The organism is Mesorhizobium sp. M0563 (assembly GCF_040321065.1).
GTDB lineage: Bacteria > Pseudomonadota > Alphaproteobacteria > Rhizobiales > Rhizobiaceae > Mesorhizobium.
This window is the reverse complement of the sequence record NZ_JAMYQV010000007.1, coordinates 206145-220762: the sequence shown is the minus strand read 5'-3', so window position 1 is coordinate 220762 and position 14618 is coordinate 206145. Positions and strand designations below refer to the sequence as shown.

The 14618-nt window shown below is 61.7% G+C and carries 13 protein-coding genes; 7 read left to right on the top strand and 6 right to left on the bottom strand.

Annotated features, from left to right (window positions below; genetic code table 11):
- Positions 1-9 precede the first annotated feature (9 nt).
- Entirely contained in the window at positions 10-948 is a 939-nt protein-coding gene (locus NKI50_RS12600; RefSeq protein ID WP_352716670.1) for a DUF2182 domain-containing protein, read from the bottom strand.
- A 61-nt stretch (positions 949-1009) separates the two neighbouring features.
- Here NKI50_RS12600 and NKI50_RS12595 point away from each other — a divergent pair, with 61 nt between their 5' ends.
- Positions 1010-2221, top strand: coding sequence for a UbiH/UbiF family hydroxylase (locus NKI50_RS12595; RefSeq protein ID WP_352716667.1), 1212 nt, complete (start codon positions 1010-1012; stop codon positions 2219-2221).
- Between the two features lie 220 nt (positions 2222-2441).
- Positions 2442-2765 (top strand): heat shock protein HspQ, encoded by a 324-nt coding sequence (gene hspQ / locus NKI50_RS12590; RefSeq protein WP_352482577.1) that lies wholly within the window; start codon positions 2442-2444, stop codon positions 2763-2765.
- 131 nt (positions 2766-2896) lie between these two features.
- On the opposite strand, the gene NKI50_RS12585 is transcribed toward hspQ, so the two are convergent.
- The gene (locus NKI50_RS12585) at positions 2897-3526 is read right to left on the bottom strand and encodes an invasion associated locus B family protein (protein ID WP_352716665.1); all 630 of its coding nucleotides are present in this window, start codon (positions 3524-3526) and stop codon (positions 2897-2899) included.
- Positions 3527-3756: 230 nt separating this feature from the next.
- On the opposite strand from NKI50_RS12585, the gene NKI50_RS12580 reads away from it, so the two are divergent.
- Both NKI50_RS12580 and NKI50_RS12575 read left to right on the top strand, forming a co-directional pair.
- Complete coding sequence (locus NKI50_RS12580) at positions 3757-5577, top strand: extracellular solute-binding protein (protein WP_352716662.1); 1821 nt, start codon at positions 3757-3759, stop codon at positions 5575-5577.
- A gap of 23 nt (positions 5578-5600) precedes the next feature.
- Positions 5601-6278: a DsbA family oxidoreductase gene (locus NKI50_RS12575; RefSeq protein WP_352716660.1), complete on the top strand. Its 678-nt coding sequence runs from the start codon at positions 5601-5603 to the stop codon at positions 6276-6278.
- A 6-nt stretch (positions 6279-6284) separates the two neighbouring features.
- On the opposite strand, the gene NKI50_RS12570 is transcribed toward NKI50_RS12575, so the two are convergent.
- On the bottom strand, positions 6285-6719 hold the full coding sequence (locus tag NKI50_RS12570; RefSeq protein ID WP_352716658.1) for a hypothetical protein: 435 nt from the start codon (positions 6717-6719) through the stop codon (positions 6285-6287).
- Positions 6720-7357: 638 nt separating this feature from the next.
- Here NKI50_RS12570 and NKI50_RS12565 point away from each other — a divergent pair.
- Both NKI50_RS12565 and mgtE read left to right on the top strand, forming a co-directional pair.
- Positions 7358-9247, top strand: a complete 1890-nt coding sequence (locus NKI50_RS12565; RefSeq protein ID WP_352716656.1) for an ABC transporter ATP-binding protein/permease — start codon at positions 7358-7360, stop codon at positions 9245-9247.
- A gap of 271 nt (positions 9248-9518) precedes the next feature.
- The gene (mgtE, locus tag NKI50_RS12560; protein ID WP_352716654.1) at positions 9519-10883 is read left to right on the top strand and encodes a magnesium transporter; all 1365 of its coding nucleotides are present in this window, start codon (positions 9519-9521) and stop codon (positions 10881-10883) included.
- Between the two features lie 57 nt (positions 10884-10940).
- Here mgtE and gor read toward each other — a convergent pair whose 3' ends face one another.
- The 3 genes from gor to rpiA all read right to left on the bottom strand — a co-directional run bounded on the left by gor (position 10941) and on the right by rpiA (position 13744).
- Positions 10941-12329, bottom strand: a complete 1389-nt coding sequence (gene gor, locus NKI50_RS12555) for a glutathione-disulfide reductase (RefSeq protein ID WP_352640829.1) — start codon at positions 12327-12329, stop codon at positions 10941-10943.
- A 118-nt stretch (positions 12330-12447) separates the two neighbouring features.
- A complete protein-coding gene (locus tag NKI50_RS12550; RefSeq protein WP_352494650.1) occupies positions 12448-13026 on the bottom strand; it encodes a DUF2059 domain-containing protein in 579 nt (192 codons plus the stop codon).
- Entirely contained in the window at positions 13013-13744 is a 732-nt protein-coding gene (gene rpiA, locus NKI50_RS12545; protein ID WP_352640832.1) for a ribose-5-phosphate isomerase RpiA, read from the bottom strand. The genes NKI50_RS12550 and rpiA overlap by 14 nt, the downstream gene beginning before the upstream one ends.
- A 144-nt stretch (positions 13745-13888) precedes the next feature.
- Between rpiA and NKI50_RS12540 the strand changes: the two genes are divergently transcribed.
- The gene (locus NKI50_RS12540; protein WP_352482587.1) at positions 13889-14572 is read left to right on the top strand and encodes a phosphoglycolate phosphatase; all 684 of its coding nucleotides are present in this window, start codon (positions 13889-13891) and stop codon (positions 14570-14572) included.
- The last annotated feature ends 46 nt before the right edge of the window (positions 14573-14618 follow it).

The window sequence follows — 14618 nt, the reverse complement described above, 5'->3', positions numbered from 1 at the left end:
TTCTCCCCCTCATGTCGAGACTACTAGCAGCGTGGCTGCCCAGACAAGCAGTATCGCGCCGGCCAGCCGCGTCGGCAGATTGCCTGCCGTCTGTTTTTCGACCAGGCTAAACAGGCCGATGAGCGCCATCCAGAACACGTTCATCACGCCGACGGCAAACATTACCAGCATCAGCGCCCAGCAGCATCCAAGGCACCACAGGCCCTGCTCCATGCCGAGCCGGAAAATGCGAATGGGCCTGGCGCTCCAGTTGGCGAACAGGACCGAGAACGGATTTCTGCACTTCTCCAGACAGGCTTCCTTCAGCCAGCTGAACTGATAGAGACCAGCGATCGACAGCGCGGCTGCTCCGGCAATTCCAACCGCTGGATCGAGCATCTGCCCGGATGACGCGAATGCATCGACTGCTAGCGTCAGGGCCGCGAACATTGCCGAGACGGCAAGCCAGACGCTTAAATATCCAGCGACGAGGACCAACGGATGGGCGACCGGCTCCCTCTTGATCCTGGCGGTATCTGCGATCTCGCAATAGGTCCGGATCATCGGCGCCGCGGAGGGCAGCATGGTCGCGATGGCCATCAACAGCCACATCGCGGTGAGTGCCCCGCCTTGCGCGCCTAGGCTTGCGTGAAGCGGCTCCGGCGCAAGGCAGAGGGCGAAGAAACGCGCAAGGAAATCCGGCAGCGGCAGTTGCGGCAGATATCTCAGCATAGTGTCACCGGGTGCATCGGTGCCCGGGAGCCGGCTTACGGCACCACGAACTGCAATTGCGCCGAGAAGGAGCCATGCAAGGGCGATGCCCATGCCAGCAACAACGCTCACCGTCAGTCGAGGGCTGCGCGCAACGCTCGCCATCGCACGGCCGATACCGTCCAGGTGGCTGAAATCGTCTTGTTGGCCGGTCATGGCAACCGAATGGGCCGAATCGCCGCGTTGATCAAGCGACATCACCTGACCTATATGGACCGGCAGGTCGGATAGGCCTCACCTCGCAATCGGAAAGCCGAATTTGGATCATCGGGAAACAGCACGGATACTCGTTGCCGGCAGCGGCCCCGCAGGGCTGATCGCGGCGCTTGGCTTTGCCGAGACCGGCTTTCCGGTGACGCTCGTCGGACCCGAGGCAGCCGGCCCCGATGCCCGGACGACAGCCTTGATGAACCCTGCCCTGAAGATGTTAGAACGGCTCGGGATCCTGGATAGAATCAGGCCGCACGCAGCGCCGCTCAAGGTGATGCGCATCGTCGATGCAACAAGCCGGCTGATCCGCGGCCCGACAGTGACCTTTCGCGCCAGCGAGATCGACGAAGAGCAATTCGGACTGAACGTGCCCAACAGCGTTCTTAACCGCGCGCTAGCCGAGGCTGTCGGCGCGCATGCGGGCATCGAGTGGCGAAAGTCGATGGTGGAGGCATGGCGCCTCGATGCCGACCATGCCCATGCCGTTCTCGCCGACGGCAGCGAGATTGAGGCGTCGTTGGCGGTTGCCGCCGATGGCCGTCAGTCGCCGGCCCGCGAGGCAGCCGGCATCCGGACATCGGTCCGATCCTATCCGCAGGCGGCGCTGGTGCTCAATTTCGGTCACCGCAGCGACCATGCCTTTACTTCGACCGAATTCCACACCGAGACCGGTCCGTTCACACAGGTTCCCCTGCCCGGCAACCGGTCCAGCCTTGTCTGGGTGCTCGAGCCCGATACCGCCAGGGACCTTGCAGCACTTGACGACGCCGAGCTTTCGACGCGGGTCGAACAGCGGATGCAATCGATGCTGGGCCGCGTGTCGGTTGAGCCCGGCCGACAGGTCTACCCCCTTTCAGCGGTGAGCCCGTGGCGGTTTGCGCAGCACCGCGTGGCGCTTGTCGGCGAAGCCGCCCATGTGTTTCCCCCAATCGGCGCGCAAGGCCTTAATCTCGGCATCAGGGACATCGACGACCTGATTGGTACCGCAAGCAGAAATCGCTCGGACCCGGGCGCCGCCAAGGCGCTTGCGACCTATGATTTCAAGCGGCGGCCGGACATCCTGGCGCGCAGTAGCGCGGTCAACCTGCTCAACATGTCGTTGCTTTCCGACATGCTGCCGGCCCAGTTGGCGCGCAGCGCTGGTCTTGGCGTGCTTGAAGGGTTTGCGCCGTTGCGGGCGTTTTTTATGCGCGAGGGTCTGCGACCCGGCAGCGGTTTTGCGGCATTTTTTGGTGGATTGCGAAAACCGGCTGAGCGCTAGCGATCTTGGGTACCGCCCTTGCTCCGCATCTTGCGAACTCAACCCGGCGTCACGCGCTTCGGGATTGAATTGACGCAGAGTCTGCGCCAAATAACGAACATGTCGACGGCAAGGTCTGGACCAATCTTTGCCGGACCGATGCGTTAGAGTCTAAAGTCTTGGAGCGTTCCTTGCGTGTTCCAGGATGCGTAGCGTCCAAGAAGTTCAAGTGGTGAGTGCGATGAAGACAGCCAAATTCTCGATCGGACAGGTGGTTCGCCACCGGCTGTTTCCGTTCCGTGGTGTCATTTTCGATGTCGACCCGCAATTCGCCAACACCGACGAATGGTACGAGGCGATCCCCGCTGACGTGCGGCCGCGCAAGGACCAGCCCTTTTATCATCTGCTCGCCGAGAATTCGGAAACGGAATACATCGCCTACGTGTCCGAGCAGAATTTGCTCGAGGACCGGTCGGGCGAACCGGTCCGGCATCCACAGATAGGTGAGATGTTCGAGAAGAGGCCGGACGGGCGCTACGAACCGAAGCACCAATCGAGACATTGATGACTTAGCTAGGACTTGGCCGGCTTGAGACATGGCTGGACCCGACAATCAGCCGGTTCAGCAAAAAAAGCGAGGCATGAACCCCGCTTTTTGTTTGTTCGAAAACCCGTCGATCAGTTGGCGGCAGTCGATCAGTTGGCGGCCTTCGCCTTTTCCTGCTCTTCCTTGAGCTTCTTGGCAAAATCCTGGTTGTTCTTGGCGACGAACTCCTGGAGCTTCTTCTGCCGGTCCTCGATGTCCGACTGCTGCAGCGGCGGGCCGTCGAAGGCGCCGCTGAAGCCGGTCAGCGCAATCTTGATCGGATTCGGCTGGTTCTGGAAATTGATCGAGGTCAGTGTCAGCGCCGATCCCTTCTTGAAGGATGCGACGAGCTGATCGGTCAGCGGCACTTCCGCCACGCAGCGGTCCGGGAAGCAGATCACATAGTCGAGCTTCTGCGCCTTGCCGCCGTCGATCTGGAGGCCGATGCCGGGAGGAACCAGCCGGCCGGTCGGAACCGTCACCTGGAACACCTTGCGGTTCACCTTGCCCTTCAATTCGATCAGGCTGACGCCGGTGATGAGCTGGCCGTTGCCGGCGGTGGTGATGTTCTGGACATTGCAGATGTCGACGTCTTCCTGCTTGGTGCAGGCCTTGAACCAGCCTTGCGGAATCTGCTGTTGCTGCTGCGCGGAAGCAGCGGGAATCCCGGCGCCGAGAATGCCGACCACGCCAGCGGCCATGACCGACAGGCGGTACGTGTTGCTGTTCAGGCTGGTCATGTCGTGCATTCCTCTCAAATGATCCCGGAACCGGCTTTTTCGCGCCGTGTGGTCCAGCTACCTGTTGCCGAAATGAGGCAACAGAATGACTTCGGACGGCGTGTTACACTGCAAGCGATGCCGAATCCAGCCCGAGCCTCGCGAATCTTGGCCGAAGGATTGGCTCAGGGGGTTGGCCGGTGCACGACCGGCTCATGTATGCTGCGCATCGAATCGGGAAGGAGACGGTCATGGGCCGCGTTGTCATTTGGCTGATCGCCACAATGTTGTTTGTCGGCCTTTCCCTGCAACCGACCCTGTCGGAACCGAAGCACGCGCTTGCCATGCAGGGCGAGCCGGCGCTTCCGTCCGACTATAAGCATTTCAACTACGTCAACCCCGACGCGCCGAAAGGCGGCAGCATTACCTCTAGCGGCGTCGGCAGCTTCGACAATCTGAATCCGTTCATCCTGAAAAGCCTGCGCACCACGGCGCGCGGCATGATGGATCAAGCCTTTGGCAATCTCGTCTTCGAGCCGTTGATGCAGCGCAACTACGACGAGGCCTTCAGTCTCTACGGCCTGCTCGCCGATACCGCCGACATGGATCCCGAGCGCAAGAGCATCGAATTCCATCTCGATCCCAGGGCCAAATGGTCGGACGGCGAGCCGGTGACGCCGGAAGACGTGTTGTTCACCTATGACGTCTTCACCGAGAAGGGCCGGCCACCTTACAGCCAGCGGATGAAAGCGATTGCCAAGCTCGAAAAGACCGGCGACCGCAGCGTGCGCTTCACCTTCAACGACAAGGCCGACCGCGAATTTCCGCTGATCGTTGCGCTGACGCCGATCATCCCGAAACACGCTTTCAACAAGGACACATTCGACAGGACCACGCTGAAGCCGGTGGTCGGCAGCGGCCCTTACACGGTGGCGCAAGTCGTGCCCGGCCAGCGCATCGTGTTCAAGCGCAATCCGGACTATTGGGGCAAGGACGTGCCGTCCAAGCGTGGCTTCGACAACTATGCCCAGATCACCATCGAATATTTCCTCAACGCCAACGCCAAGCAGGAAGCGTTCAAGAAAGGCATCTGCGCCATCGACGACGACAGCGACCCGGTCAAACGCGAGCGCGATCTCGACTTTCCGGCCTTCCACCGGGGCGAGGTCATCGCTGAAACTTTCGACACCGGCATTCCGCCGGTGGTCAACGGTTTTCTGTTCAACACGCGGCTGCCGAAATTTTCCAATCCGGTCGTGCGGCGTGCGCTCGGCATGCTCTACGATTTCGAATGGGCCAACAAGAATCTATTCGGCGGCAAATACACGCGAACGATGAGCTTTTGGCAGAATTCCGAACTCTCCGCGCTCGGCCACCCGGCCAGCGAAAAGGAAAAGGCCCTGCTGGCTCCCTACCCCGGCCGCGTGCCTGCAGATGTCATGGACGGCACCTACAGGCCGTCTGTCACCGACGGCTCTGGCCAGGACCGCAAGGTGCTGAAGGCCGCATTCGAGCTGCTGAAGAGCGCAGGCTATGCGGTGCAGGACGGCGCGATGCTCGATCCCGAGGGAAAGCCGTTCGGTTTCGAGATCCTGACCGCCTCGCAGGACGAAGAGCGACTTGCCGCTATCTATCAGCGCACGCTTGAGAAGCTCGGCATCGATGTCGGTATCCGCAGCCTCGACGGTGATCAGATCCAGTCGCGCAAGCAGCGTTTCGATTTCGAGGTGCTGGTTGGCTCGACCGGTTTCAACAACTCGCTGTCGCCCGGTATCGAGCAAACCGGGCGCTGGGGATCCGCTGCCGCCAAGGCCGAAGGCTCGTTCAACCTCGCCGGCGTCGCCGATCCGGCGGTGGACGCGGCGATCGAGGCGATGTTGAGAGCTCGCTCGAAGGAGGACCATGTCGCCGCCGTCCGCGTCCTCGACCGGCTGTTGATCTCCGGTAACTACATGGTGCCGACGCAGCACAACAACCGGCAATGGCTTGCTTATTGGAACTATCTGGAACATCCGCAAAAGACGCCCATATACGGCTATCAGTGGCCGACCTGGTGGCGCAAACCGAAGTGACCTCTTCAGAACAGGAGATCAAGATGAACGACGAGAGCTCGATTACCGTCGATGTGGTCTCCGACGTCGTGTGCCCCTGGTGCTTCATCGGCCAGAAGCGGCTCGACAAGGCGATTGCCGCCGTCGATATCGACGTTCACATACGCTGGCGGCCCTTCCAGCTCGACCCGACGATCCCGCCCGAAGGCAAGAACCGCCGCGACTACATGGTGGCGAAATTCGGCAGCGAGCAACGCATCCGCGAAATCCATGCCCGGATCGAGCCGCTGGGCGAGGCTGAAGGGATTTCCTTCGCCTTCGACGCCATCAAGGTCGCGCCCAATACGCTGGATGCGCACCGGCTCATTCGCTGGGCCGGGACGGCCGGCGAGGCCATTCAGAACCGGCTGGTGCGCCGGCTGTTCCAACTGAATTTCGAGGAAGGCGCCAATCTCGGCGATCATGCCGTGCTGATCGAAGCGGCCCGCGAGGCCGGCATGGATGCCTCCGTGGTCGAAACACTGCTGCCGACCGACGCGGATGTCGAGGCGGTGCGCACCGAAATCGCCACCGCTTCGCGCATGGGCATATCGGGCGTGCCGTGCTTTCTGTTTGAAGGCAAATATGCCGTGATGGGCGCTCAGGACGCCGACACGCTTGCCGATGCGCTCCGTCAGGTTGCAGCGGCCAAGGCACGCGGCGAGCTGGAGACGGCGAACTGAGCCGGACTATTTCACCGTCACCTTGGCCTTGCTGACGAAAAAGCCATGGCCATGCTTGCCGGTACAGGTCAATCCCTTGGTGGACGACTGGCAGGAAAACGGCCCCTTGCTCCAGCTATTGCCGTAGGCCAGCTTGGTGACGTCGCCGCAGCAGCCTTGCTCGCCCGGATTCTTGATCAGCGTCGCCGGGCCTTTCGGCCCGAGGATGATGGTGACGTAGCTGGGCTCGACACGCGAACAGCTCAGCTCCGGTCCGCCATCCTGCGGCTCGTAGGTGCTGGTGCCGCCCTTTGGCGTGTAGATGCAGCCGATATTGCCGGACGGAGTGTTGAACTCGATCTGTCCCTCGGCGTTTGCGGGAACGGTCTGGCTGCCGGCATACGCTTGCGGCAGCCAGGCAGACGTTGCGAGCATCGCCACAAAAAATGTCCGTGCAAGCATGAAGAACTCCCCCCGGTTCAAACGTGGATGCGTCCCGGCAGGTTCGATCCGTAGCGCATCATTGTCAAACGCAGTTTTGTTCGTGCTCTAAAAAAGCTCGGTCTAATGGATGTTGGTCCGCATCCTGGACTGTAACGGCAAAGTCATTGCTTGGCTGATTACGGGCTCCTGACAAGGCTTCAACCGCGAATCATACGGTCACGTTCTGGCCACCGACGAGGTCGGACCTGACCGTAAAGGCGGGCTGAAGATCGGTTCAGCCTGTGAAAATCGACCGCTGGACGGCGCTTCTATGTTCACAAAGCTGTGTGAAGACCTTCCCTCGGGGAAGGTGTCTACCTGCTCTGGGGCGGGCAAGTAACTATTTGAAGTTGCGTTGGTATTCCGCCCCTCGAAACGTGACGGCCTGGCGCCGTGATCATTCATTCTGTTGCTCCACTGCAACGGCCGGCCACCCAATCCACCTGCGGCTGGAGAAAAGCTAATGGAAAATGATCAATTGGTGTTACTGTCCGTAACAAAAGAAAAACCGTTTGGGCGGGATAGTGATTCGGGTCGATAGACCAACGCGACATTCAATATCGGAAAAATGGCTCCGCGGTGCCGCAAGGCAGTCGCCCCTGACGCCCGTATCGTCGATGCGCAGCTTCTGGGGACTGATGCGAGCTTACTGGTTCTCGGACCGCTGGATGGAAGCCTGGACCTTGACGCTGGTGATTGCGCTGGTCATCGCCCTGTCCAGCAAGGCTGAGGTCTGGTTTACAGTGGCTGGGGCAGAGCTGGCGACTTCGATCGCTTTTTTCCACGATGCCGCGAATACCACGCCACTCAAGACAGTACTGACCAATGCCGGTTTGCTCGTGCTGCTGGTCGTGCTCAAGGACGCGGGTATTGCAGGCGTTCGCAACCTTGTTTCCAAAACACTGCATCGCAAATGGCGTGGCTGGCTGGACAGCCGCTTCAACGAAGCCCTGCTCGACAGCAATCATACCCACTTCCATGCCCAGCATGGGTCTTCCGGGAACGCAGCTCCTGACAATATCGACCAGCGCGTGCAGGAATCCATCAAGGGCATGACCGGTGGGGCCATCGGGCTTGCTACGGGTGTGCTAGGTGTCTTCACCTCGCTCTATTTTGTCGGTGGCGCTTTGCTGGCAAATTCCGTGGAAGTAAAAGGACTGGAGTTCCTCGGCAGCTACGGCAGTGCCGTTCTCGCGCTCCTGGCGGTCGCTATCTACGTGCCGTTCAACACCTGGATCGCAGTCAAACTCGGCGGAATGCTGGAGTGGCTCAATATCAGGATGCAGCAGGCAGAAGGCAACTACCGCAGCGAGTTGATCACGTTGCTCCGCCGCAGTTTTCACGTTGCCGCACTGCAGGGCGAGAATGTGCAGAAGACTGTGCACAGCCAGCGTTATGCCGACATTGACCGCACCTGGGCAAGATTGAACATCGTCAATACCGGCTACGCCTCGTTCGAGCTGATCTACAATTTCATCGGCGCCAAAATTGTCGCTTTCGGACCTGGGCTAGTGCCCTTCATCCACAACGGCCTCGACCTCAAGGGCTATTTAACGGCCTCCGGACAGGTCGATTCGCTGATCAGCAAGTGTTCGTGGTTCATCCATGTGATGCCGGATCTCGCCACGTTGCGTGCGAACAGCCAGCGCGTCGTCGAATTGGCGCAGGCGATCGAAAACGTCCAGCATCCGCAGGAATTCTACAGCCTGACCGGCCGGTCCGACTTCCGCTACGATCGTCAGAACCCGGTCTTCGGCCTGACCATCCAGAAGCTCGAACTGGCGCATCAGGGTGAGGACGCAACGCCGTTCCTGAGTGCCGCGAACTTGCGCTTCCGGCGTGGCGAGTGGACGTTCCTCAAGGGCGAATCCGGTTGCGGCAAGACCTCGCTGATCAAGGCGATCAACGGGCTGTGGCCTTATGGCCGCGGCACCATCGTCTTCCCGGAAGGGGTCAGGAGTTTCTACGCCGCTCAGGAGGTGAAGCTGCAGCAGGTTTCGCTGAAGCAACTGGTCTGCCTGCCCGGTTCCGAGCATGATTACGCCGACCTGCAGGTCGCATCCGCCCTGCACAAGGCCGGCCTCGGCGACTTCATCGAGCATCTGGCCGATGAGAGCCGTGAAGGAAAGATCTGGGATCAGGTTCTTTCGGGTGGGCAGAAACAGAAGCTGGTCGTCGCCCGCATTGTGCTGCAGCAGCCTGGACTGCTGTTCCTCGATGAAGCGACCGGCGCGCTCGATCCCGATGGAAAGATCGCCTTCCACCAAGCGATCAAGGACAATTGCCCCGACGCAACCGTGATCTCGATCATGCATGAGGCGACGCCGCCGAGATCGGTCGCGGGAACCGAATTCTACCACAGCGTGGTTGCGATCGCCGACGGCGTCGCCACCAAGAAGCCGCTGGTTCCGAGCTTGCCGGTCGAGCTCACCACCATCCTCACGCAGCCGACGCGGCCGGCCGAGGACAAATGGCTGCGCTTTCCCCGCCGGCTGAAGCAGAGATAGCCGCGGCACACTGCCGGCATCCAGCCAGCCTGCCACGTAGCCCGATCACAGTCTCGCGATCCAGTCGGTTTGCCGCCGTTTTAACCCGCTCTCGTGATTGACTCGGCAAGGCGCGCTCCTATGTTGCGCCGGCTCGCAGAGATCCCAACCCGAACCCGCGAGCAGAAAGGTCACCGCGCCATGCCTGGCGACAGTCACAGTCGAACGCAACCGCCGTCCGCTTGACGTGACCTGACCGGCTCACGTCCTGCCGGACGGCAAGGAGTGAGCCATGAACGAGTTTTCCCCCGTTGCGGGCGGCGATGCCATCGCCATCGCTCGCGTACTTGCCAACGAACACGTCGCCGACATCGTCGAGGCCTTGAATCAGGAGCCCCGCGAGACAGCATCGGATCTGCTCTGCGAAGTGCCGTTCGAGCGGCTGGTCGAGATCTTCGACCAGCCTGAACTCGACGGCGCGTCCGAACTGGTCGAGGCGCTGCCCCGCAGCAGGGCAGGCAGGCTGCTTGCGGCCATGTCGGTCGACCGCGCCGCCGACATACTGCGCGATCTGAACGAACCGGCTCGTTCCGAACTGCTCGGCGGCCTGGCGCCGCCGCTGCGCGCGACGCTGCTTGCCATTCTAGGCTACCCCGAGGGCAGCGCCGCCTCGCTCATGACGACCGAATATGTCAGCGTGCCGCCGGACTGGAGCGTGGCCCGCACGCTGGATTACATCCGCAAGGTGGAGCGGACACGCGAAACCGTCTACGCGATCTACATCGTCGATCCGAAAACGCATGTCCTGTTGCGCTCGACCAGCTTGCGCCGGCTGATTGCCGGTGAGCCGGATGAGCTGATCATGGCGGTTGCGCCGGATCGCGCGCCTATTACCGTGTCGCCGCTGACCGATAGCGGGAAGGTCGCACAGCTGATCTCGAAATACGATCTGCTCGCCGTCCCGGTCGTGGACAACGGCAAACTCCTCGGCATTGTCACCATCGACGACATCATCGACACGATGATCGAGGAAACGACCGAGGACGTGCATCGCTTCGGCGGCATGGAAGCTCTGGATGAGCCCTACATGAAGATGAGCTTTCTGGCGATGATCCAGAAGCGCGCCGGTTGGCTATGCGCGCTGTTCGTCAGTGAGATGCTGACAGCCAACGCGATGCAGAGCTACGAGGGCGAGCTGGAAAAGGCGATCGTGCTGACGCTATTCATTCCATTGATCATGAGCTCCGGCGGCAATTCCGGCTCGCAGGCGACCTCGCTGGTCATCCGGGCGCTGGCGCTGCGCGAAATCGGCCTTGGCGACTGGTGGCGGGTGGCCCTGCGCGAGCTGCCGACTGGTCTGGTGCTTGGCTCGATCCTTGGCGTAGTCGGCGTTTGCCGCATCGCGCTCTGGCAGTATCTCGGCTTCTACGACTACGGCCCCCACTGGCCGCTGATCGCAATGACGATCGGCGCCACGCTGGTTGGCATCGTCACCTTCGGCTCGCTGTCTGGATCGATGCTGCCGTTCGCCCTGAAGCGCATCGGCTTCGATCCGGCCAGCGCATCGGCTCCGTTCGTCGCCACGCTGGTCGACGTCACCGGGTTGGTGATTTATTTTTCTGTGGCGCTGGTGATCCTGCGCGGAACGCTGCTGTAAAAAAACTCACGCACTTCCATCGCGGCAATCCCGTTGCCGCGATGGGTTCTTGTCGCGTCAGACGCGCTCACCATCTCTCACCCGGTAAGTCGGCTTGTACATGGTGACGAGTTCTTCCGCCGCGGTCGGATGCACCGCCATGGTACGATCGAAATCATCCTTGGTCAGCCCGGCCTTCAGCGGTATGCCGAGAAGCTGCGCCATTTCGCCGGCATCCGGCCCGAGGATGTGGGCGCCGAGGACTCTTTTCGAGGCGCCGTCGACGACCAGCTTCATCAGCATCTTTTCATCGCGGCCGGAAAGCGTGTGCCGCATTGGCCGGAAGGTGGCGCGGTAGATTTCGAGATCCGAAAAGCGTTTTGCCGCCTCATCCTCCGACAGGCCGACCGTGCCGATCTCGGGCTGGGAAAAGACCGCGGTCGCGATCGTGTCGTGGTCGGGCGCCGTCGGCTTGTCCTTGAAGGCGGTCTCGACGAAGCACATCGCCTCGTGGATTGCCACCGGCGTCAATTGCACGCGGTGGGTGACGTCACCGATCGCCCAGATGTTGTCGATATTGGTGCGGGAGTATCCGTCGACCTGGATTGCCCCGGTCTTGGTCATCTCGATGCCGACGCCTTCCAGGCCCATGTTCTCGGTATTGGGAATGCGGCCGATGGCGAGCATGACCTGATCGACCGTCAGCACCGTGCCGCCGGTGACAAGCGCGTCGAGCCGGCCGTCAGGCCGCTTCCTGACCCACTCTGACACGGCGTGGCAGAGGATTCTTATCCCCTTCTTTTCCATCGTCTCGTGCAGCATGCGTCTGAGGTCCATGTCGAAACGGCTGAGGATTTCCTGGCCGCGGTAGACAAGCGTCGTGTCGACGCCAAGCCCGTGAAAGATGTTGGCGAATTCGACGGCGATATAGCCGCCGCCCTCGATCATGATTGCCTTCGGCAGCTCCTTGAGGTCGAAGGCCTCGTTGGAGAAGATGCAGTGCTCATGGCCGGGCAATGCCGGGTGCGGTGCCGGACGCCCGCCGGTTGCGATCAGGATCTGGTCGGCGGTAACGGTGCGATCCTCACCGAGAAGATGCACCACATGCGGATCGACCAGCACGGCGCGTGAGTGAAAGACTTCGCCGCCGGCGCCCTGCACGTTGTTCTGGTAGATGGCCTCCAGCCGGCTGATTTCGCGATCCTTGTTGGCGACCAGCGTCTGCCAGTCGAAACGCGCCTCAGGCACCGTCCAGCCATAGCCGGCGGCGTCGGCGAAATGCTCGGGGAATTGCGAGGCATAGACATAGAGCTTTTTCGGCACACAGCCGCGGATCACACAGGTGCCGCCATAGCGGTATTCCTCGGCGATGCCGACGCGCTTGCCGAGTGCTGCCGCGACGCGCGCCGCCCTCACCCCGCCGGAGCCGCCGCCGATGACGAAAAGATCGTAGTCGTAACCGGCCATGGCTGAACTCCTTGCCCCTCAAACACCGAGACAGGTAGGCTGCCGACCATCAAAAGAAAAGCCCGGACTTGCCGGGCTTTCTGGTCCAGTGGCGGTCAGGCCGCTCGGAAGTTCGCGATCAATTCGGTGTCGCGTCCGCAGGAGCAGCGCCATCGGCCGGGGCGGCACCGTCGGCAGGTGCGGCCGGCGCCTTGGCATTCGCCGCTGCACCCAGGGTCTCGCCTACCTGTTGGGCGAGATCGCGAGCCAGGCCGTTCTGCCAGATGTCGGCAGCCTTCACCAGCTCGCGCGTCACGATCGAGCCGTTGTCGAGCAGCTTCTTGCCGGTATCGGAGTTGTAGAAGGCGGCGATTTCAGTGAGTTCCTTTTCCGAGAACACTTTTGCATAGGCAAGCGCTGCTTCCTTTTCCAGGTCGGCGCGGCGCGATGCCAGGGCCATCGCCTTCTCGTTGATCGTCTTGGCGATCAGTTCCTGCATGTCCGGGTTCTTCTGGATCAGCTGCTGCTCGAGCGCCGCGGCAGCTTGCGGCAGGATGTTGTCGAACGTATCCGTCGCATGGATCGCCGCGACCGCGGCGCGCGCCGCCTTCAAATGCGCATCAGTGACATCCTGCGAAAACGCCGGCGACGAAAACGCGAAAACGGCCGAGGCCGCCAGAATGGCAAAAAAGCGGCCAACCCGGTTATGCAACATCATGATCGGTAAAACTCCCTGGTTTTCGGGCGGCATGGACGGTTTGAATGCCGTCGCCGCCGGCAATGATGGCCGTTGATGCCAGCCCGATGAAAAGACCATGCTCGACCACGCCCGGAATGGCGTGGAGAGCATTCGAAAGCGCTCTTGTATCCGGAATGCGGCCAAAAGATGCATCGAGGATAAAATGGCCGCCGTCTGTAACAAATGGCTGGCTCCCCGTCATCCTCAGTGTAACAGGGCCGGAAAGGCCAAGGTTTGCAGCCGCTGCGCCAACCGCAATTTCGGTGGCGCGCAGGCCAAACCGGTTGACTTCGATGGGCAGCGGAAAACGGCCGATCATCTCGACCATCTTGGAGCTGTCGGCGATGACGATCATGCGGGCGGAGGCCGCCGCGACGATCTTTTCGCGCAGCAGCGCGCCGCCGCCGCCCTTGACCAGTGTCAGCGCCGGATCGATCTCGTCGGCGCCGTCGATGGTGAGGTCGAGCTCGGGCGTTTCCTCGAGGGTCGACAGCGGCACACCAAGCTCGGTGCAAAGGACGGCGGTGCGCTCCGAGGTCGGCACGCCGATGACAGTCAGGCCGGTGGCGACCTTGTCGGCGAGCAGCCGCACGAACTCATCCGCTGTCGTGCCGGTGCCGATGCCGAGCCGCATGCCGTCCGTGACATGGGCAAGCGCTGCCCGCGCAGCCTCAACCTTCAATTGCCTCGCATCCATGCCGGGTCCCGAGATTCGTTTCGGCGCTCGTAGCATTTTTGCCGGGCTGGTCAAAGGACCTTGCCCGCGGTGCATAAGCCGGCTTGCCTGAACGGGCCGCAGCGGTTATCGCCTGCCGGCAATCAAATCGTCACAGGACAGGCCATGACCCGACCGATCATCGTGTTCGACCTCGACGGGACGCTGATCGACACGGCGCCGGATCTGCTCGACAGCCTCAACCACAGCCTTGCCGCCAGCCAGCTCACGGCCGTCGACGAAGCCGGCTTCAAGCGCTTCGTCGGCCATGGCGGCCGGGTGATGATAGAGCGCGCCCATGCAGCGCAGCACAGGTCGCTGGCAGTGGAGGAGCACGACCGCCTGCTAAAGCTGTTTCTGGACCACTACACCGTTAACATTCCCGGCAAATCGCGCCCCTACCCGGGCGTACCGGAGGCGATCGCGCGGTTCGAGGCGGCCGGGTACCTGCTGGCCATCTGCACCAACAAATACGAGGCCAATTCGGTGGCACTGATCGAGGCGCTCGGCATGACCAGGCATTTCGCGGCGATCTGCGGCCAGGACAGTTTTCCGTTCCGCAAGCCAGACCCGCGCCATCTCACGCAGACCATCGCGCGTGCCGGCGGCGACCCGCACCGTGCACTGATGGTCGGTGATTCGCAGACCGACATCGACACGGCAAAGGCGGCCGGCATTCCGGTGGTGGCAGTCGATTTCGGCTACACCGACCGTCATGTGCGGGAGTTTGAACCGTCGGCGGTGATCTCGCATTTCGATTCGCTGACGCTCGATATGGTACAAGGGCTGATGGCCGCGGCAGAGGGCTGAAGCCGGCCATAGTCCGGACCGCCAGATGCCGACCGACAAGTGGTTG